Origin of the sequence: Xanthomonas sp. MLO165, assembly GCF_018831305.1 — a bacterium.
Lineage (GTDB): Bacteria > Pseudomonadota > Gammaproteobacteria > Xanthomonadales > Xanthomonadaceae > Xanthomonas > Xanthomonas arboricola.
Window position 1 is genome coordinate 712,730 of the sequence record NZ_CP029263.1, and the last position, 20,560, is coordinate 733,289.

Sequence of the window (20,560 nt, forward strand, 5' to 3'; positions counted from 1 at the left end):
GATCACACTCGCAGCGTTGACGTGTGACCGCGACTGAGTCGAGTGCGCAGTGCCCTCACCGCTCGCGGACACGCCGTGAGTCCGTCCATGGAGGCTCCTTGGCTGCATCCATGCCGCCAAGGGTCCCGCACCAGACAGTTGATTGGTTGCCTCGTTTAAAACCATGCACACCGACCATCTTGGCTGGTCCTTGCCTGCCCACCGTCGCGGGACCTTACGCGGCATGGATGCCGCGTAAGAGCCTACATGGACGTACTTGCGGCGTGTCCTGCGATGGTGGGCGGGCAAGGGCCCTGCAGCCGAACCTGGCGTTGGCAACTGATTGATTGAAGAAGTAAGGCAGTCTTCGTCAGGTATCGGGACTAGAGCCCCCTCCCGCCGGGGTAAGAAAGCACGGCTTTCGCGGCAAGCGCGCGTGTGTCTCGGAGCGCCCGCGACGCAAGCGCGGTTGGAGGCGCGCAGCGGGAGTTGTGAGGGCAGGTCCATGAAACGGCGGATCAGCCGGCAGCCGGACTGTCGCCCCGCGCTACATCAGGCGCTGAGGCCGTCCTGCGCCAGACTCTGGCGGTAACGGTCTTTCTCGACACTCAGCGCGACTTCCGCGCGCAGGAACACTTGCCCGATCGGCTCGTCGCCACGGGTTGCCTGCGCCTGGCCGATCAGCACCGTCAGCCCGTGCGCATGCTGCTGCTTGGCGATGTCGCGCAGGCGCTGCAGCTTCTGTTCGGCATTGGGATCGCGCAGTACGGCGATGAATTCGGCGCTGTCGGTCACGCGGTCCACACTGTCGCCGTTGACTTGCGCCTGCGCGGCCAGGGCCTGGTCGAGCTGTTGCAAGGCGCGACCCAGGAGCCGCTCGCTCTGTTTTTCAGCCAGCGCGGCCAGTTCCTGCACTTCCAGAATCACCAGGTAATAACCGGCATCGGCGGCCGCCGGTGCCACCGGCTGCAGGATCGCCTCGCGCTCGAGCTGCAGCTCGCGCTTGCGCTCGTCCAGCAGGCGCATGGTGACGCGCGCCAATGCCTGCAGCCCGGCGCGTTGAGTGTCGGTGAGCGTGCGCGGCTCGGTGTCGAGCACACAGACGGTGCCCAACGCCACGCCGTCGGAGGTGACCAGCGGCATGCCGGCATAGAAGCGCGCGCCGGTCTCGCCGGTGACGACCGAGACATCGGCAAAGCGGCTGTCCTGGGTGAGGTCGCGTACTTCCATCAATTGCTCGGGGCTGCGGATGGCGTGATCGCACACGGCCTGGCTGCGATCGGTCTGCTGCATGCCCAGACCGAGCTGGGCCTTGAACCATTGGCGGTCGCGATCGACCAGCGACATCAGTGCGATCGGCGTGTCGCACAGCGAGGCCGCCACCTGCACGACGTCCTGGTAAGTGTCCTCGGGCAGGCTGTCGACGATGCGATAGCCGTCCAGGACCTGTTGGCGGGAGGCTTCGTCAGCCGGGGGCATTTGCTTCATCGGGTAAGTCGGACAAGCGCGAGCGAGAAAGAGGCCACGATACCGGCACCATCGATAACGCCGCGTGGATTTGCCATGCGCCCGAGCACAGCCTGCAGGGCGGATTCAGATCCGCATCCGCCGCGCTGCGCAGGCTAGGGGACATGCAACCGGCGGACTGAAGCGCCGGCGCGAGATTTCAAACCCAAGTGTGATGCCTGCGCATTGCACGCAGGCACCGGCGACTCATACGCGCACGCACCGTTGCGTACGCGGATCTGGCAACGGCGCGGCTCGAAAGCCGCGCCGTCGGTGTGCGACTGACCAGCCTCAGCGCTTGACCGGCTTGCCGTCCACGTCCAGCACCTGCACCTCACCCAGCTTGAGCGCACGCACCGGGGCTTCGATCTTCTTCAGGTCGCCCACGATCACCCAGGTCATCGCGTTGGGCGCGATGATTTCCTTGATGGCCTTCTGCGCGGCCGGCTGGTCGATCGCTTCCAGGCGCGGCTTGAGCGTCTGCACGTAATCGTCGGGGCGGTCGAACTGCACGATGCCTTCGATCGCACCTAGCACCGCACCGGTGGTTTCGAAGCTGCCGGGCAGGGCGCGGATGCGCTGGTTCTTGATCTTCTCGATCTCGTCGGTGGTCAGCGGCTTGTCGCCGATGATCGCGGTGGCTTCCTTGAGGATCTCGTTGGCCGACTCGGCGGTCTTGTCGGTCTGCACTGGCGCGGAGAACATGTACGGCCGCTGGCCCTGCGCATCCAGCATGCGGGTACCGGCACCGTAGGCCCAGCGCTTGTTCTCGCGCAGGTTCATGTTCAGGCGCGAGGTGAAGGTGCCACCGAAGGCGCCGTTAGCCACGCCGATCGCCAGATTGTCCGGCGCCTTGGTGGACGGTGCGAGCAGGCCGGCGAGAATCACCGACTGCGGCGCATCCGGGCGGTTGATCAGGTACACGCGCGGCTTGGGCTGCGCGGCGACCTGGACCAGGTTCTTCTTCGGCAACGGCGTGGCAGGCGCCTTCCAGTCACCGAAGGCGGCATCCAGCTGCGGGATGATCTGCGCCAGCGTGGTATCGCCGGCCACCAGGATGCGCAGGTTGTCCGGACGCAGCCACTGGCGGTGGAAGGCCTGCAGGTCCTGGGCGTTGAGGCTCTTGATCGCCGCCTCGGTGCCGCTGCCGGTGAGCGGGATGCCGTAGGGGTGGTTCTGGCCGAACAGCAACGGCGGCAGCGCACGCAGCGCCAGGCTGTTGGGCTGGGTCTTTTCCTGCGCAATGCCGGCCAGCCACTGGCCACGGATGCGCTCGATGTCGGCAGCCTTGAAGGCCGGGTTGCGCACGATGTCGGAGAACAGCTGCAGCGACGGCTGCAACTGGTCGTTGAGCGCATCCAGCGAGGCGCTGCAGCTGTCCAGATCGCAGCCGACCGCCGTGATGGCGCCCAGGCGCTGGCGACGCTGCGCCACTTCCACCGAATCCAGCGCGGCGGTGCTCTCGTTCATCAGCGCGGCGCTGAAGCTGGCGGTACCGAGCTTGTTGCCCTGGTCGGCCGCATACCCGGCATCGAACAGCAGCTCCACCTGGGTGACCGGGATGGTGTGGCGCTCGGCCAGGATCACCTCGACGCCGTTCTTCAACTTGCCGCGCTGCAGCTGCGGGAAGCTCAGGTCGGGGAACTGGCTGGTCTGCGGCACGCCCTTGCTGCGGTCCAGCGTGGAGGCGGTGGTTTTGTATTTGCCAGCGGCCGGCAGCCTGGGCGCCGGCTTGCCGGGTTCTTCGCCACGCGCGACCACCGCCTTGTCTTCGGCGGCGGGGTCGAAGTCCTTGCCGGCCGGCAGCACGGTGAGCAGATAGTCGCCCTTGCCGAACCAGGTGGCCGCGGTCTGCTTGACGCTGTCCACGGTGGCGGCCTGGCCGCGCTGCAGATCCTGCTTGTAGGCGCCCGGGTCGCCGCGGTAGACCTGGCCCTCGGCCAGGATCACCGCCTTGCCACCGAAGCCGCCGACCTTTTCCAGCCCGCGCACGAAGCCGGCGCGGTAGGCCACCTGCGCGCGCTGCAGCTCGTCGGCGGTCGGGCCCTGGGCAATGAACTTCTTGAGCTCCTCGTCGATGATCGCCTCGACCTTGGCCGGGTCCACGCCGTCCTTCACGTCGGCCTGGATCTGCACCTGGCTGGACAGTGCGAACGGCTGGATCGCCGCCGACACGTCATCGACCAGATTGTCCTGGTAGACCAGGCGCTGATACAGCCGCGAGGTCTTGCCGCCGCCGAGCACGGTGGTGGCCAGGTCCAGCTGGATCGCCGCATCGCTGCCCAGCTGCGGTGCGGCCCAGGTGCGGTAGATGCGCGGCTGCGAGACGTGGTCGTGCTGCACGCCACGCTTCTGCGCGGCCAGCGGGGTCACCCACGGCTGCTGGCGCGCCACCGGCTTGCCGGACGGGATGTCGCCGAAATACTGCAGCGCCTTGGCACGCGCCTGCGCCACGGTGATGTCGCCGGCCAGCACCAGGGTGGTATTGGCCGCGCCGTAGTTGTCGTTGAACCACTGTTTGACGTCGGCCAGCGAAGCCGCGTCCAGATCTTCCATCGAGCCGATGGTGTCGTGCTGGTACGGGTGGTTGGCCGGGAACAGGTTGGACAGGATGTTCTGGTCCACGCGGCCGTAGGGGCGGTTCTCGCCCTGGCGCTTCTCGTTCTGTACCACGCCGCGCTGGGTGTCGAGTTCTTCCTGGCCGATCGCGCCGAGCAGGTGGCCCATGCGGTCCGATTCCAGCCACAGCGCGGTGTCCAGCGCGGTGGTCGGCACGGTCTCGAAATAGTTGGTGCGGTCGAACCAGGTGGTGCCGTTCATGTCGGTGGTGCCGACCTTTTCCAGCGGCGCGAAGAAGCTGCCCTTGTTGTTCTCCGAGCCGGAGAACATCAGGTGCTCGAACAGGTGCGCAAAGCCGGTCTTGCCGGCCGGTTCGTCGCCGGAACCGATGTGGTACCAGATGCTCACCGCCACCACCGGCGCCTTGTGGTCTTCGTGCACCACCACGGTCAGGCCGTTGGGCAGGGTGAAGCGGGTGTAGCCGATCTCGGGAATGGCACTGCTGGCCGCGGGCTTGGACAGGCTGGCCGGGGCGGCAGCGACGGCGGGAGCAACGGTACCGGCAGCGACGCCGAGCACACCGGCGATCAACAGGGACAGCGGACGCAGCATGTGACACTCCAGAGCAGGACAATCGGCCGAGGGTAGTGGCTGCCTGTCGGCGTCGCAAATGCTGTCCGGCAGGGGGGCAGGTGCGGCTGCCGGCAGGGCGGCGTGCGACGGGACGCCCGGGCCGGCGCGAGTGGGGGTGCGGCAACCACCGGCCCGCCAGCAGGCCCGGCGCACGCGCTCAAGTTGATCATCGCCTCGCCGTTACCTGGGGCGACCTACCTTGCCCAGACGTTGCCCGCCGATCACGCCATGACCGTCCTGTTGCCGCCCGTACCCATTCCCGCCGACGACGCCCTGCGCGTGGAGGCGGTGCGTCGGTTGGGGGTGCTGGATACCGAGCCGGAGGCCGAATTCGACGATATCGCCTGGCTGGCGGCCCACATCACCGGCGCCCCGATGGCGCTGGTGTCGCTGCTGGACGCCGACCGCCAGTGGTTCAAGGCGCGTTGTGGCACCGATCTGGAAGGTACCCCGCGCGCGATGTCGTTCTGTTCCTATACGGTGATGGGGACCGAGCTGCTGGAAGTGCCCGATGCGGTGGCCGATCCGCGCTTCGCGCGCAACCCGCTGGTCACTGCCGCGCCAGGGGTACGCTCGTATGCGGGCGTGCCGCTGGTCGGCCGTGAGGGCTATGCCTACGGCACCTTGTGCACGCTCAGCACCCAATCGCGGCTGCTCGACGAAAACCAGAAGCAAGGCCTGATCCGCCTGGCGCGGCAGGCCGTCGGTCAACTGGAGGCGCGTCGCGACCGGTTGGCTGCGCAGGCGCAGCGGCAGACCCTGAGCCGTTTGCTGGAAGCCATGCCCGACGGCGTGGTGTCCTGCGACAGCGACGGGCTGCTGCATGAGTTCAACCACGCCGCACGGCAATGGCACGGTACCGATCCGCGCCTGTTGCCGCCGACGCAATGGGCCCAGCACTTCGATCTCTATAACGCCGACGGCAGTGCGCTGCTGCCCACCGAGGCCATCCCGCTGGTGCGCGCCTGGGCCGGCGAGCACGTGCGTAATGCCGAGATGGTGATCCGTGCCACCGGCCAGCCGGCACGCAGCGTGCTGTGCAATGCCGACCCGGTGGTCAGCGACCAGGGCGCGGCATTGGGTGCGGTATGCGTGATGCACGACATCACCCAGTTGCGCGATGCCTCGGCTGCGCTGGCGGGCGAGCGCGCACGCCTGCAGTCGCTGGTGGACGCCTCGCAGGATGTGGCGATCATCGCGTTCGATCCGAACGGGCGCATCGAATTGTTCAACCCCGGCGCCGAGCGCCTGTTGGGCTACGCGGCCGACGAGGTGTTGGGCCGCTGCCCGGCGCAGTTCCACCTGCCGGCCGAGCTGGAGCGGCACATGGCCACGCTGGCGTTGTCGCCGCCGTCGTACATCAAGCTGGCCGCCGCCGCTGCAGGCGACTTGCTCGAAGAAGAAATCTGGACCCTGGTGCGCAAGGACGGCGGACTGCGGCGCGTCCGGCTGTGCTTCAACATCATCCACGACGCGCAGCAGGGACTGTCCGGCTATCTGGCAATGGCCATCGACGTCACCGCCGAGCTGCAGGCGCAGGCCGCCGCGCAGCTGGCGGCCGAGCACTTCCGCGGTGCGTTCGAAACCGCCCCGCAGGGCATGGCGATCGTCTCGCTGGATGGCGACTGGCGCGACGTCAACCCGTCGCTGTGCAGCATCCTGGGATATCCGCGCGAGCAGCTGTTGCGCACCACCTTCCAGACCATCACTCACCCCGACGATCTGGACATGGACCTGCGCCTGGTGCAGGAACTGATCGACGGCAAGCGCGACAATTACAGCCTGGCCAAGCGCTACATCAGCCAGCAGGGCGCGGTGATCTGGGCGCAGCTGTCGGTGTCGCTGGTGCGCGACAGCAGCGGCGCGCCGGTGCATTTCGTCTCGCAGATCCAGGACGTCACCGAACGCCATGTCGCCGCCGAGCGCCTGGCCGAAAGCGAAGCGCGGCTGCGTGCGATCAGCGATGCCACCCCCACCCTGGTGGGACATTACGATGCCGCGCAGCGCTGCCTGTTCGCCAACCAGGCGCATCGCGACTGGCTCGGCGTGGAGCCGGCCAGTCTGGTCGGCTGCGCGATCACCCAAGTACTGGGCGAGGAGCTCGGTGCGGAGGCGCGCACTGCGCTGGCGCAGGTGAGCGCCGGGCAGCGGGCCCACTTCGAACACGTTCTGCGTGGTGGCGCGACACCGCGCGATGTGGAAATCACCCTGGTGCCGGAAATGCAGGGCGCAGCGGCGCAGGCGCAGGGATTCTTCCTGATGGCGCAGGATGTCACGGCGCACAAGACCCTGCATCGGCTGATGCACGAGCGTGCGACCCGCGACGCCCTGACCGGCCTGCCCAATCGCCACGCCTGGTCCGAGGCGCTGCAGGTTGCGGTGACCCAGGCGCAACAGCGGCAGTGCGCGGTCGCGGTGATGTTCCTGGATCTGGACGGCTTCAAACGCATCAACGACGTCCACGGCCACCGCGCCGGCGACGCGGTACTGGTCGCCTTCGGCCGCTGCCTGCAGCAGGCGGCCGAAGGCCGCTATCTGGTGGCACGCCTGGCCGGCGACGAATTCGTGGTGCTGCTGGACAACCTGCAGGATCCGCAGACCGAATGCGCCGCCGTGGCAGACCGGATCCGCGCCGCATCGGCGGCGGGCGCCATGTTCGGTGAGCAACATCTGCCGATCCGGTCCAGCATCGGCGTCGCCTGGCAACACGGCCAGCAGGCCGACGCTGCCAGCCTGATGCACGCGGCAGACGAAGCGATGTACGCCGTCAAACGCGCCCGCCACGGCAGTGCCACCGCCGGACGCGACGCCGCGCGCTGACGCAGCGCATGCAGCAACACGCACTTCTCCCAACAGGAGAAGGCACCCGCAGGGCGAGCGAGGCTACGACTTGCCCATAAAACCGCATCAACCAGAGCACTCCCTTCTCCCTCCGGGAGAAGGTGCCCGCAGGGCGGATGAGGGTACGGCCTACCCAACACCCACTGAGCGTTTGAATTAGGCATCACGCCTCAACGCCGCCGCGAGTCGAAGTCTTGGTTGCTCTAGAGCATTGCACTTCGACCGACTTGCAATGCGGATAGCTCAGTTGCAGCGCGGAGGATCTGTGACGTCGCTGCAGGGCCCTTGCCCGCCTACCATCGCAGGACACGCCGCAAGTACGTCCTTGTAGGCTCTTACGCGGCATCCATGCCGCGTAAGGTCCCGCGACGGTAGGCGGGCAAGGACCCATCGGGATAGTCGGTATGCATGGTTGTGAGCCGTGCACGTTGTGCGGCTGTCTGCTGATCTGCGGTCTGGTCAGCTTTTTTGGATTCGATGACGCGCTTGTTCTGTGCATATGCGGCTTTCGGGCACGCTTGCCCGAATCCCCGCTCCGCGCCCCAGCCCGCGTTTGCGTCACGCGCGCCAGTGGCGCGCATGCCGTGCCTTCGCGCTCGCAGGGAGAGGCGCTCTACATCCCTCCATCAAGCCGCCTGCACCACCGAGCGCCGTTGCGTCAGTGCAGCCTGCTGCGGCACCAACCGGAACACTGCCACTGCGCGGGTCAGATCCGCCGCTTGGTCTTCCATGCTGCGTGCCGCAGCGGTGGCTTCTTCCACCAGTGCCGCGTTCTGCTGGGTCATTTCATCCAGCTGCATCACCGTGGTGCTGACCTGCTCGATGCCGGCGCTTTGCTCGGTGCTGGCGGCGGTGATCTCGGCCATGATGTCGGTCACCCGCTGTACCGAACTGACCACCTCGGTCATCGTGCTGCCGGCCTGTTGCACCAGGTCCGAGCCCTGCGCCACTTTTTCCACCGAATCGGAGATCAGCTGCTTGATCTCCTTGGCCGCGCCGGCCGAACGCTGCGCCAGCGCGCGCACTTCGGTGGCCACCACCGCAAATCCGCGACCCTGCTCGCCGGCGCGTGCCGCTTCCACCGCCGCGTTCAAGGCCAGGATATTGGTCTGGAACGCAATGCCGTCGATCACCCCGATGATGTCGGAGATCCGTGCCGACGATTGCGTGATCGCCTGCATGGTGCTGACCACTTCCTGCACCACGCGGCCGCCGCTTTCGGCCACTTCGCCGGTGCCCTTGACCAGCTGATTGGCCTGGCGCGCGTTGTCGGCGTTCTGGCGCACGGTGGAGGTGAGTTCTTCCATCGACGCGGCGGTTTCTTCCAGGTTCGCCGCCTGGTGCTCGGTGCGCGTGGACAGGTCGGCATTGCCGCTGGCGATCTCGCCGGCGGCGGTGTTGATCATCTCGGCCGAGTGCTGGATGCCCTGCACGATGGTGGTCAGCTGGATCGCCGTACGGTTGGCCGCATTGGCCAGGCGGCCGAATGCGCCCTCGTAATGCGATTCCACCCGCTGCGACAGATCGCCATCGGCAATCGCGGCCATGATGCGGCCGACATCGTCCAGGCCTGCATCGGCCTGCTGCATCAGGCGGTTCAATGCCTGCACCATTTCGGCGAATGCGAACTGGTAGCGCGCCTGCTCGCCGCGTGCGGAGAAATCGCCGCGCGCGGCCGCGTCGGCCAGGCGTGCGATGTCGCTGTTGATCGCCGACAGGTTGCTCTTCACAGTGTCCAGCGCTTCGTGCAGCGCCGCGCGCTGGCCGGGCAGGCGACGCATGTCACGGCGCAGATCGCCGCGGCCGTACTCGCCCATCAGGTCCATCGCCTCGTTGATGGCATCCAGATGCTCGAACACCACCGTGTTCACGCCGTGCGCCAGGGTGCCGTAATCGCCGGGGAAATCCTCCGGAATGCGGTGCGCAATGTTCTCGCCCTGCTGCAGGCGGATCATGGTCTGCATTTCGCCGTTGAAGCGCTGCAACTGGGTCTGCATCTGCTGCATGCTGTGCATCAGCTGGCCGGTTTCGTCGCGCGACTCGACCCGGATATCGTTGTCGAAGCGGCCCGAGGCGATCGCCTCTGCGGTACGCGATGCTGCCCGCAGCGGTGCCGCCATCGCCGAGGCGATCAACCAGCACAGGCCGATCACCATCGCCACCAAGGCGCCGCCGATCAGGGTCAGGGTGCGGGTGAAGCCCCAGGCCTGCACCTGGATGTCCTCGGCGTACACGCCCATCACCAATACCCAGTTCCAGGCCGGAAAAGTTTTGGCATAGCTGATCTTGGGCAGCTGTTCCTGCTTGCCCGGCTTGGGCGCGTCGTAGTAACTGAAGCCGTTGCCGCGCTCGATCGCCGTCTTGATGTCGCGATAGACGTACTGCCCGGCATCGCTCTTGTAGTCGCTCATGTCGGTGCCGACGGCGCGCTTGGGATGCATCAGGATGCGCATCTGCGGGTCGACGATGAAGAAGTAATCCACCCCGTCGTTGGTGCGCATGTCCGCCAGCGTGGTGCGTGCAGCTTCCTTGGCCTGTTCGACCGTCAGCTCGCCGGCCTTGGCCTTGTCTGCGTAGTGCTGCATCACGGTCAGGCCCATCTCCACCTCGGTCTTGACGCTGAGCTTGCGCGCCTCGATCAGGTCCAGGTATTGCAGGCGGGCCGCGGCCACTGCCAGCAGGATCACGCCCACCGTCAACAAGCTGCACAACAGCACGAACTTGCGGGTAAGCGGGAGATTGGCAACGTGACGACGCAACAGGGAGACAACAGGCATGGCAACGGCATCCAGAACGCGCGTAGGGCGCTATGTCATGAATAGCGGCTGATTCACATGCGGGTTGAATGCTAATTGCGGCAGCGTTCGCTTGCGGCAGCTGCAATGTAGGAGCGCCCCCGGGCGCGATGGGGCGTTACCGATAATGCTTCATCGCGCCCGGGGGCGCTCCTACAAGGTCATGGGCATCGATGCAGCGATCGGTGGGTGACGCGACATTGGTGATTTGCAGACTGTCGGCAGCTTGCAAGGTAATGGCGGACACGCACCGCGTGCCCGCCGTATTGCATCAGCCGGCCGCGCAGAAGCCGAATTCGGCCGTCGCACCGGCGGCCAGGGTGCGGTTGAAGTCCACCCCGCTGGCCTTGAGCGTGCTGCCGCTCTGCGACCAGGTGACGTTCCAGGCGTTGTTGACGGTGCCGGTGACCGGTAGCGAGATCGCCCAGGTGCCGCTGGCGGTGCCGGTGTTGGTGACCTGCACGCGGTTGCAGTAGCCACCGTTCCACTGGCTGTCCACGCTCACCTTGGTGCTGAAGCTGCCGCTGGGTGTCGGCGTCGGCGTCGGTGTTGGAGTTGGCGTGGGCGTCGGAGTGGGAGTCGGCGTCGGCGTGGTGCTGCTCACCGTGCCCCACAGCGTCCGCAGCAGCGCCATCTTGTCTTCGCGCACGCTGGTCCAGTCGTCGCGCAGGATGCCGCCAGTGTCGCCGCTGTTGGGATTCCACGACCAGTAGAAGCCCTCGTTGATGCCCTTGCTGCGCAGGTACTTCACCAGCGCGTCCTGCCAGACCTTGTCGCGTGCGTCGCCTTCGCCGTACTTGCCGCCAAATTCGCCCAGCAGCAGCGCATACGTGCCGGCGAACTGGCCGAAGTGGCGGTCCCAGATCGCCGGCATGTTGTTGGGAAAGTTGCTGTCGTTGAAGTACGCCTGCGCGTACACGTCCGGCCCATACACATGCGGTGCCAGCAGCAGCCGGTTGGCCGGAATGTTCAGCGGGGTGCAGGCCAGCGGCTGCAGGTTGCCGCCCCAGAAGATGCCGCCGTTGGTCGAGCAGACCGGATTGTCGGTGATCCCTTCCACCGCGATGATCCACTTCGGCGCCACCGCCAGCACCGCGGCCGAGCCGCGCTCGGCGGCCTTGTTCCAGTCGGTGGCCGCGTTACCGGTGCCCCAGGTGGCGGCACCGTGCGGTTCGTTCTTCAGGTCCAGGCCGATCACGCTGGGCACGTTCTTGTAGCGGTTGGCGACAAAGCGCAGATCGTCCAGCCACTGCGCTTCGGAATACGAGCCGGTGTACCAGAGCTCGGAGATGGCGGCGCAATCGGGGGTGTGGTGATCCAGCAGCACATACATGCCGCGCGCGTTGAATTCGTTGATCACCTTGTCCAGGATCTGCAGCGAGCTCAGGCCCTGCAGATCGGCATTGAGGCTGTAATCGATGCTGGTCGGCATCGTGCTGCTGCGCAGGGTGGCCGGGCAGAACGGCAGACGCACGGCGTTGAAGCCCAGGCCCTGCATCTGGTTGATCATGTCCTTCCAGTTGCGTGCCCACAGACCGTGCATGACATGGTTGCCGGTCTCGAAGCCGAACACGTTGACGCCCTTGAGCTGGACCACCTTGCCGCTGTCGTCGACAATCTTGTTGTTGCTGATGGAGTAGCTGAAGGCCGGTGCGGCGGCGAGCGCCAGCGCGGTGGCCAGTGCGAGCGTACTGGCAGTCCTGAAAATGGACATGGTGATCTCCCTAGCGAACCCGGCTCGACACCCGAACCCGGTGAGGGGGGCATCTTGGTCCGCGGCCGCATCGTTTGGCGTGATCCGGACCACAGAAAGGCGCATTGCCGCACCGGTCACACGCAGGCTGCGGGCCGGGTCGCTTTCGCGCACACTATCGCCGCTGTCGCCTGTCCGCAGGCTGTCCTTTCTGTCCCCGGAGTGTCTTCCAATGTCCTTTCTGCGTGCCGAACTGGCGCAATGGCGCGCCTCGCCTGCGCGCGAACTGATGGCCGGTGCGGTCGCTACCTTTGCGCTGATTCCCGAAGTGATCGCCTTTGCGTTCGTGGCTGGCGTCGACCCGCAAGTGGGGTTGTTCGCGTCGTTCGTGATCGGGATTGTCATCGCGTTCTTCGGCGGCCGCCCGGCGATGATTTCCGCTGCGGCCGGGTCGGTGGCCCTGGTGGCCGCACCGCTGGTGGCCGCGCACGGCTTGCCCTATCTGCTGGCGGCCGGGCTGCTGGCCGGTGCGGTGCAGATCCTGTTCGGTCTGTTGCGGCTGGGCGTGCTGATGCGCTTTGTCAGCAGTTCGGTGCGCACCGGCTTCGTCAATGCGCTGGCGGTGCTGATCTTCGCCGCGCAGCTGCCGCATCTGCAGCACGCCAACCTGGCCACCTGGGGCATGTTGGCGTTGGGCCTGCTCATCATCTACGGCCTGCCGCGGCTGCCGCTGCCGGGCGTGTCGGCGATTCCTTCGCCGCTGCTGTGCATCCTGGTGCTGACGGTGCTGGGATCAGCGTTGCACCTGCCACTGGAGACGGTGGCCGATCTGGGCAAGCTGCCTAACGCGCTGCCGGTCCTGCAATGGCCGGCGGTGCCGCTGACGCTGGAGACCTTGCGCATCATCGCCCTGCCGGCGCTGGCCATCGCGATGGTGGGGCTGCTCGAATCGCTGATGACCGCACGCGTGGTCGACGAACTCACCGACACCCCGAGCAACAAGAACCGCGAGTGCACCGGGCTGGGTCTGGCCAATACCGCGGCCAGCCTGTTCGGCGGCATTGCCGGCTGCGGCATGATCGGACAGACCGTGGGCAACGTGAAATACGGCGGGCGGGGCCGTCTCTCCACCCTGTTCGCCGGGGTGTTCCTGCTGATCCTGATGGTGCTGCTCAAGCCGTGGGTCTCGCAGGTGCCGGTGATCGCGTTGGTGGCGATCATGGTGATGGTCTCGGCCGAGACCTTCGACTGGCGTTCGCTGCGCACCGTGGTCACCCATCCGCGCACCTCCAGCGTGGTGATGCTGGCCACCGTGGCGGTGACCCTGGTCACCCGCAACCTGGCCGCCGGGGTGGCGGTGGGCGTGGTGTTGAGCGGGGTGTTCTTCACCTTCAAGGTGGCCGGGCTGCTGCAGATCACGCACAGCGACGGCGACGACGGTGTGCGTACCTACCACGTGCGCGGGCAGGTGTTCTTCGCCTCGGCCGACGTGTTCATCGACGCCTTCGACGCGCGCCAGGTGCCTGGCCGCGCAGTGGTGATCGACGTCGGCCGCGCGCATTTCTGGGACATCACCGCGGTGGCGGCGCTGGACAAGGTGGTGCAGCGGCTGCGTCATCATGGGCTGGACGTCCAGGTCAAAGGCCTGAATGCCGGCAGCCGGCGCCTGATGCAGGCGCACGCGCTGGGCGACGATGCGCTGGAGTCCGCACTGCCGTAAGCGCGCTGGTGCGCCGGCCGGTCGTGCGCCTGCACATCCGTGTACGCCGGCTGGCCGTGCGCTGCGCCGGCCGGCGGGCGGACTCAAGTTCGCGCGTTCAGCGCCGATGAACCGGCATCGAGACTGCCGGTAACCCGTCGTGATGCCAGTGCGTTCCAGCCCGAGAGGTGTGCCCGCGTGCCGTGACCGGCGCTGCGGGCCTGCGTCTGCCCGCGGGATGCGGCAATGACCACGGCACCGTTGCTGGAACGCATGGTGGACCTGACCGCCATCCGCGATGCCGATCTGCTCGACCTGAGTCTGCTGCGCACCATGCGCGAGGTCTGCGCGTCCGAGGAACTGTCGTTGCTGCGTATCGCACCGGACGGCCGTACCATGGCCGAAACGCGGCTGCGCGAGGATGGCCGGCTGTCGCTGACGGTGGCCGACATCCACGACGCGCAGCTGCGCGCGCAACTGGCTGACCTGCATGGGCCGGGCGATGTGGTGCAGTTGCAGCAGGACGGCCGCGCGCTGCTGGTGTACCCGATGATGGAGGCACGCGGCATCCGCACCTGCCTGCGCGTGGGCGGCTCGCGCGCACCCGGCGCCGCCGAACAGGTGATGCTGCAGGGCTTTGCGCGCTTTTTCCAGAATTACCGCAGCCTGCTCGACGATGCCCAGCGCGATGCGTTGACCGGCCTGCGCAACCGCAAGACCTTCGACGATGTGATCCTGCGCCTGTTCGCCGGTGGTGCGGATGCAGCGGCCAGCGAAGGCGTGTGGCTGGGGATCGTGGACATCGATCACTTCAAGCGCGTCAACGACAGCTTCGGCCACCTGTATGGCGACGAGGTGCTGTTGCTGGTTGCGCAGTTGATGCAGCGCTGCTTCCGCCAGGACGATCTGCTGTTCCGCTTCGGCGGCGAGGAGTTCGTGATCGTGTTGCGCGGCGTGGACCGCGACATCGCGGTGAGCCTGTTCGAGCGTTTCCGTATGGCGGTGGCCGAGCAGGTGTTTCCGCAGGTCGGCAAGGTCACGCTCAGTACCGGCATCGTCGAGCTCACCGACGGCCAGTTGATCAGCCAGCTGCTCGACGAGGCCGACAAGGCGCTGTACTGGGCAAAGCAGCACGGCCGCAATCGCACCGAGGTGTACGCCGAACTGGTGGCCAGCGGAAGGATGCAGCAGGTCGCCCAGCAGGTCGGCAGCGTCGACCTGTTCTGAGCGGCAGTGGCGCCGGTCGGCGGCGGCGGGCATCGCTCGCCGCCGTGCACACCCGATCGAACGTCGCAGTGGCTACACTCCAGGGCTGTTCGGACACTACCTGGGTGCTGCAGTGAAGCGAGTTGTTACCAAACGCGTTGCAATGGGAATGCTGGCGATGGCGGTCTCGACCGCACTGATGGCGACGACGCCGAGCTTCGATGGCGCGCGCATCTCGCGCGACGTCAAGGAGCTGGCCTCCGATGCCTATGAAGGCCGCGGCCCGGCCACCGCCGGCGAGGAAAAGACCATTGCCTACCTGAGCAAACAGTTCGCCGACGCCGGCCTGCAGCCGGGCGGCGATCTGACCGACGGCAAGCGCGCCTGGACCCAGGCGGTGCCGCTGCGCCGCGCCGATATCGTCGGCACGCCGACCATCGCCCTGCAGCACGCCGGCAAGCCGCAGGCGCTGACCCAGGGCAAGCAGATCGCCATCCGCGCCGCGCTGGACGGCTCGTCCAAGGTCGACATCGCCAACGCACCGCTGGTGTTCGTCGGCTACGGCGTCAAGGCGCCGGAGCGTGACTGGGACGACTTCAAGGGCGTGGACCTGAAGGGCAAGATCGCGGTGGTGCTGATCAACGACCCGGATTTCGAAACCGGCAAGGGCGCCTTCGACGGCGCCGGCATGACCTACTACGGCCGCTGGACCTACAAGTACGAAGAAGGCGCCCGCCAGGGCGCGCTCGGCGTGCTGGTGGTGCACGAAACCGCGCCCGCCTCCTATGGCTGGGACACCGTGGCCAGCTCCAACACCAACACCATGTTCGACGTGGTGCGCGACAACCCGCGCGCCGCGCATCCCACCCTGGAAGGCTGGATCCAGCGCGATCTGGCCGCCGACCTGTTCAAGCAGGCCGGGCTGGATTTCGACACCTTGAAGAAGCAGGCGCAGACGCGCGGCTTCAAGCCGGTGGAACTCAAGGGCCAGGGGCTGAGCGCCAGCTACCAGGTCAAATCCGACGTGATCACCTCGCACAACGTGGTTGCACGGCTGCCAGGCAGCACGCATCCGGATGAAACGCTGATCTACAGCGCGCATTGGGACCACATCGGCGTCGGCAAGCCGGACGCACGCGGTGACACCATCTTCAACGGCGCGCTGGACAATGCCAGCGGCACCGCCGCACTGCTGGAGCTGGCGCGCGGCTTTGCCGCCGGCCCCAAGCCGCAGCGCTCGGTGGTGTTCCTGGCGGTCACCGCCGAAGAAAAGGGCCTGCTGGGCTCGGAGTTCTACGCCTCCAAGCCGCTGTATCCGCTGGACACCACCGTGGCGGTGATCAACATGGACGGCATGAGCCCGTTCGTGCCATCGCGCGATTTCGGCATCTACGGCACCGCAAAACTCGAATTGCTCGATCAGCTCAAGACCGTCGCCGGCCAGTGGAAGCTGCGCTACACGCCCGATCCCAAGCCGCAGGCGGGGTACTTCTTCCGCTCGGACCATTTCTCCTTCGCCAAGCGTGGCGTGCCGGCGCTGTCGTATGCGGCCGGGCAGGACTGGGAAGTAGGCGGGGTGGCCGCAGGCAAGGCCGCCTCCGACGACTACACCGCCAAGCGCTATCACCAGCAGGGCGACGAGTGGAAGCCGGACTGGACCTTCGCCGGTGCGGCGCGCGATCTGGGCGTGCTGTACGCGCTGGGCCAGCAACTGGCCGATTCGCGCCAGTGGCCGAACTGGAGCAACGATTCGGAGTTCCGCGCCACCCGCGACGCCAGCGAGGCTGCGCGCAAGTAACACCGGCCGATACAGCGGCAGCGCTTCCATCAGGCGGCGCTGCTGCTGTTCGATGCGGCATGTGCGCATGCCGCCTCCTGCCTGCAGCCATGTGCCCGGTGCTTGCAGGTCTGGTCGGCTACCTCAAGGCCGAGGCCGCGGGCGTCTGCGCGCGCTCGGGTGCCACGCATGCGTCGCTCGCAGAGCGGCTGATAGGAGGGTTGGTCCCTTGGGCCAGTGCTCGCTCACGGGCGAGTGACAAAGGCGCAGAGCAGTTGATCTGCGGCCTGGCTGCAGACCCTTGCCCGCCCACCCTCGCGGGACACGCCGCAAGTACGTCCGTGTAGGCTCTTACGCGGCATCCATGCCGCGTAAGGTCCCGCGAGGGTGGGTGGACAAGGACCATCGGAGATGGCCGGTGGGCATGGTGCAAGCAAGGCACGATGCATTTAACGACGCGGCTCAACGTCCGATGTCCATCGCTCGACCAACAGCTTTTCACTTGGCCGCCGACCAACTCCCTGGTGCGGTGTCCTTGCCGGCGATTACAGGCGCAACGCAGCCTTCGTGCACTGCGCTGACGTGGGCAAAGCTCGACATCGCTTATTCCGATACACCATGACGCGCGGCAGAATGCCTCAGATTCGCTCAGTTCCATTGAGGTGATCGCGCGCGCCGGGAGGCTGGCGCTGCAACCGATTGCAGGTCCTGGCACATCACTTGCAGTTGTCTGACATGACAGTGCGGTTTGCCGCCCGTGACAGCACGCGTGCCAGGCTGCAATCTGTTGGGGTAGCGTTCGGTCGCTGCGGCGTAGTCTGCCGCGCGGTCCTCGTCGGGTGGGGCGAAGACTGCAGCGCGGCCTTCGTTTCCTTTAACGGTCGATTCTTTAAGATGAGCCGCGACGTCATCGTCGCAGCCAGGAGAGCTTGTGCATCGGAGTGGTCTTAGAGCTGCTAATTCTGCGACGTGGTCCCGCACTGCCGGGCTCGCCCGGACCGCGGTGCATGCGGCGACGTCGCCACGCGTAGCGGGTAGGGATCTCCCGCGTCAGCCCACACTGCCGCGATCGTGCGGCGGGCAGCCTTGATGGACGGCACTGTGACTCTTTCCCCCGCACCAACCGATCTTCCCCCCGTTTCCGCCCTCGACGCCGGCCAGCCCACGCTGCCACCGGAAGCGCCGCTGGCCATGCCCGAGCAATCCCTGCGCGAAGGCCGTCTGCAGGTGCCGCATCAGCGCACCGCGCCGGTCGGCATCGGCGTGCGGCGCTTCTATCTGATCGGCGGCACCTTCGCCACCACCGCCGTGGCGGTGTGGGTGATGCTCAGCGTGCTGTGGCCCGATGGCCTCAGCGTGCTGGAAGGCTGCCTGCTCGGCCTGTTCGTGCTGCTGTTTGCCTGGATCGCGATGTCCTTCGCCAGTGCGGTGGCCGGTTTCGTCACCGTGGTGGCGCGCGCCGGACGCAAGCTCGGCATCGACCCGGAAGCGCCGCTGCCGACCCTGCACACGCGCACCGCGTTGCTGATGCCCACCTATAACGAAGACCCGCGCCGGCTGCTGGCCGGCCTGCAGGCAATCTACGAATCGGTGGCCGAAACCGGCCAGCTGGAGCATTTCGACTTCTTCGTGCTCAGCGATACCACCCGCGAACACATCGGCCGTGCCGAAGAACTGGTGTACAACGAGCTGTGCGACCGCGTCGGCGGACACGGGCGCATCTTCTACCGCCGCCGCGCCGACAATGCCGCGCGCAAGGCCGGCAATGTCGCCGACTGGGTGCGCCGTTTCGGCGGCAACTACCCGCAGATGCTGATTCTGGACGCCGACAGCGTGATGACCGGCGACACCATCGTGCGGCTGGTCGCCGGCATGGAAAACAACCCGGACGTGGGCCTGATCCAGACCCTGCCGGCGGTGGTCAACGGGCAGACCCTGTTCGCCCGCATGCAGCAGTTCGGCGGGCGCGTGTACGGGCCGATCATCGCCTTTGGCGTGGCCTGGTGGCATGGCGCCGAGAGCAACTACTGGGGCCACAACGCCATCATTCGCACCCAGGCCTTCGCCGATCACGCCGGCCTGCCGTCGCTGCGCGGGCGCAAGCCGTTCGGCGGGCATGTGCTCAGCCACGACTTCGTCGAGGCGGCGCTGATGCGGCGTGGCGGCTGGGCCATGCACATGGTGCCCTACCTGCAGGGCAGCTATGAGGAAGGCCCGCCCACGCTGACCGACCTGCTGATCCGCGACCGCCGCTGGTGCCAGGGCAACCTGCAGCACGCCAAGGTGGTCGGCGCCAAGGGCCTGCACTGGATCAGCCGCATGCACATGCTGATCGGCATCGGGCATTACTTCACTGCGCCGATGTGGGGCCTGCTGATGCTGATCGGCATCGGCATTCCGCTGGCCGGTGGCGGGATCGATCTGGCCGGCGACCTGCCGTTCTCGCCCGCCCGTTACTGGCATGGCAGCAGCCAGGGCAACGCGATCTGGATCTTCGTCTGCACCATGTTCGTGCTGCTGGCGCCCAAGCTGCTGGGCTATATCGCGCTGCTGCTCAACCCGCGCGAGTTGCGCGCCTGCGGCGGCGCGATCCGCGCGCTGCTGAGCATCCTGCTGGAAACCGTGCTGGCGGCGCTGATGGCGCCGGTGGTGATGTACCTGCAGTCGCGCGGCGTGTTCGAGGTACTGGCCGGCAAGGATTCGGGCTGGGATGCGCAGGTGCGCGACGACGGCAAGCTGTCGTGGCCGGCGCTGTTGCGCAGCTACGGCGGGCTGACCGTGTTCGGCCTGTTCATGGGCGCGGTGGCCTATACGGTGTCGCCATCGCTGGCGGCCTGGATGGCGCCGGTGATCGTGGGCATGGCGGTGTCGATCCCGGTCGTGGCTGTGACCTCGTTGCGCCGCACCGGCCTGGCCCTGCGCCGCGCCGGCATCTTCTGCATTCCCGAAGAGCTCGACCCGCCCAAGGTACTGGTGCGTGCGGCCGAGCTGCGCCGTGCCGCCGCGCTGGAGCCGTCGCTGATCTGAGCGCGCAGGCGGCGCATGGCTGGATCGGTGCGCGTTGCGATCTGCGCGTCTGTCGCGCCGGGGCAGCGGCGCGCACCAAGCGGCGAGAGCGGTCGGGCTGTCCGGCTCGGCCGGCCCGTGATCGGTCTGGCCGATGGCGCAAGGCATAATGCTCGGCCCGCAAGCGGAGCTGCACAATGCTGGAAGTGATCGAACGCGAGACCGGAACGAACCCGCAATGGACCGTGCTGTGGCTGCACGGCCTGGGCGCCGATGGCAGCGACTTCGCCCCGATGGTGCCGGAACTGGTGCGCCCGGACTGGCCGGCGCTGCGCTTCGTGTTTCCGCATGCGCCGATCCGCCCGATCACCATCAACAACGGCGTGCGCATGCGCGGCTGGTACGACATCGTCGGCATGGATTTCGCCACACGCGCCGACAAGGCCGGCATCGCCGAATCGGTGGCCCAGGTCGAGGCATTGATCGCCCATGAGCAATCCCGCGGCATCGCCCTCGAGCGCATGTTGCTGGCCGGGTTCTCGCAAGGCGGCGCGGTGACCCTGGCGGTCGGACTGCAGCGCAGCGTACCGCTGGCCGGGTTGATCGCCCTGTCCACCTATCTGCCCGAGCCGGCGGCGGCCGCCAGCCAGCTGCAGCCGGTCGCTGCCCGCCAACCTGTGTTCATGGCACACGGCACCGCCGATCCGGTGGTGCCGTTCGGTGCCGGCCAGGCCAGCATGCAGACCCTGCGCACGCTCGGTTTCGAACTGGACTGGCACACCTACCCGATGGGCCACCAGGTCTGCCTGGAAGAGATCGAAGCCTTGCGCACCTGGATGCAGGCGCGCTTCACCGCCGCCTGAGGC

At 67.1% G+C, this 20,560-nt stretch carries 10 protein-coding genes; 6 read left to right on the forward strand and 4 right to left on the reverse strand.

Annotated elements, in window-relative coordinates; genetic code table 11:
* Nucleotides 1–531 precede the first annotated feature (531 nt).
* Both DGN21_RS03100 and DGN21_RS03105 read right to left on the reverse strand, forming a co-directional pair.
* Complete coding sequence (locus DGN21_RS03100) at nucleotides 532–1,467, reverse strand: GAF domain-containing protein (protein WP_160955214.1); 936 nt, start codon at nucleotides 1,465–1,467, stop codon at nucleotides 532–534.
* A gap of 309 nt (nucleotides 1,468–1,776) precedes the next feature.
* Nucleotides 1,777–4,656 (reverse strand): pitrilysin family protein, encoded by a 2,880-nt coding sequence (locus DGN21_RS03105; RefSeq protein ID WP_016902980.1) that lies wholly within the window; start codon nucleotides 4,654–4,656, stop codon nucleotides 1,777–1,779.
* A gap of 183 nt (nucleotides 4,657–4,839) precedes the next feature.
* On the opposite strand from DGN21_RS03105, the gene DGN21_RS03110 reads away from it, so the two are divergent.
* The gene (locus tag DGN21_RS03110; protein ID WP_160955212.1) at nucleotides 4,840–7,497 is read left to right on the forward strand and encodes a PAS domain S-box protein; all 2,658 of its coding nucleotides are present in this window, start codon (nucleotides 4,840–4,842) and stop codon (nucleotides 7,495–7,497) included.
* Nucleotides 7,498–8,144: 647 nt separating this feature from the next.
* On the opposite strand, the gene DGN21_RS03115 is transcribed toward DGN21_RS03110, so the two are convergent.
* Both DGN21_RS03115 and DGN21_RS03120 read right to left on the reverse strand, forming a co-directional pair.
* Nucleotides 8,145–10,277 (reverse strand): methyl-accepting chemotaxis protein, encoded by a 2,133-nt coding sequence (locus DGN21_RS03115; protein WP_184429019.1) that lies wholly within the window; start codon nucleotides 10,275–10,277, stop codon nucleotides 8,145–8,147.
* A 307-nt stretch (nucleotides 10,278–10,584) separates the two neighbouring features.
* Nucleotides 10,585–12,027, reverse strand: a complete 1,443-nt coding sequence (locus DGN21_RS03120) for a glycoside hydrolase family 5 protein (RefSeq protein ID WP_047126099.1) — start codon at nucleotides 12,025–12,027, stop codon at nucleotides 10,585–10,587.
* Nucleotides 12,028–12,238: 211 nt separating this feature from the next.
* Between DGN21_RS03120 and DGN21_RS03125 the strand changes: the two genes are divergently transcribed.
* The 5 genes from DGN21_RS03125 to DGN21_RS03145 all read left to right on the forward strand — a co-directional run bounded on the left by DGN21_RS03125 (nucleotide 12,239) and on the right by DGN21_RS03145 (nucleotide 20,557).
* Complete coding sequence (locus DGN21_RS03125) at nucleotides 12,239–13,726, forward strand: SulP family inorganic anion transporter (protein ID WP_065032137.1); 1,488 nt, start codon at nucleotides 12,239–12,241, stop codon at nucleotides 13,724–13,726.
* Between the two features lie 225 nt (nucleotides 13,727–13,951).
* On the forward strand, nucleotides 13,952–14,932 hold the full coding sequence (locus tag DGN21_RS03130; RefSeq protein ID WP_160955209.1) for a GGDEF domain-containing protein: 981 nt from the start codon (nucleotides 13,952–13,954) through the stop codon (nucleotides 14,930–14,932).
* Between the two features lie 148 nt (nucleotides 14,933–15,080).
* A complete protein-coding gene (locus tag DGN21_RS03135; RefSeq protein WP_154833129.1) occupies nucleotides 15,081–16,709 on the forward strand; it encodes a M28 family metallopeptidase in 1,629 nt (542 codons plus the stop codon).
* A 1,068-nt stretch (nucleotides 16,710–17,777) separates the two neighbouring features.
* Nucleotides 17,778–19,715: a glucans biosynthesis glucosyltransferase MdoH gene (mdoH, locus tag DGN21_RS03140; protein WP_046345694.1), complete on the forward strand. Its 1,938-nt coding sequence runs from the start codon at nucleotides 17,778–17,780 to the stop codon at nucleotides 19,713–19,715.
* A 176-nt stretch (nucleotides 19,716–19,891) separates the two neighbouring features.
* A complete protein-coding gene (locus DGN21_RS03145) occupies nucleotides 19,892–20,557 on the forward strand; it encodes an alpha/beta hydrolase (RefSeq protein WP_126965505.1) in 666 nt (221 codons plus the stop codon).
* Nucleotides 20,558–20,560: the final 3 nt, after the last annotated feature.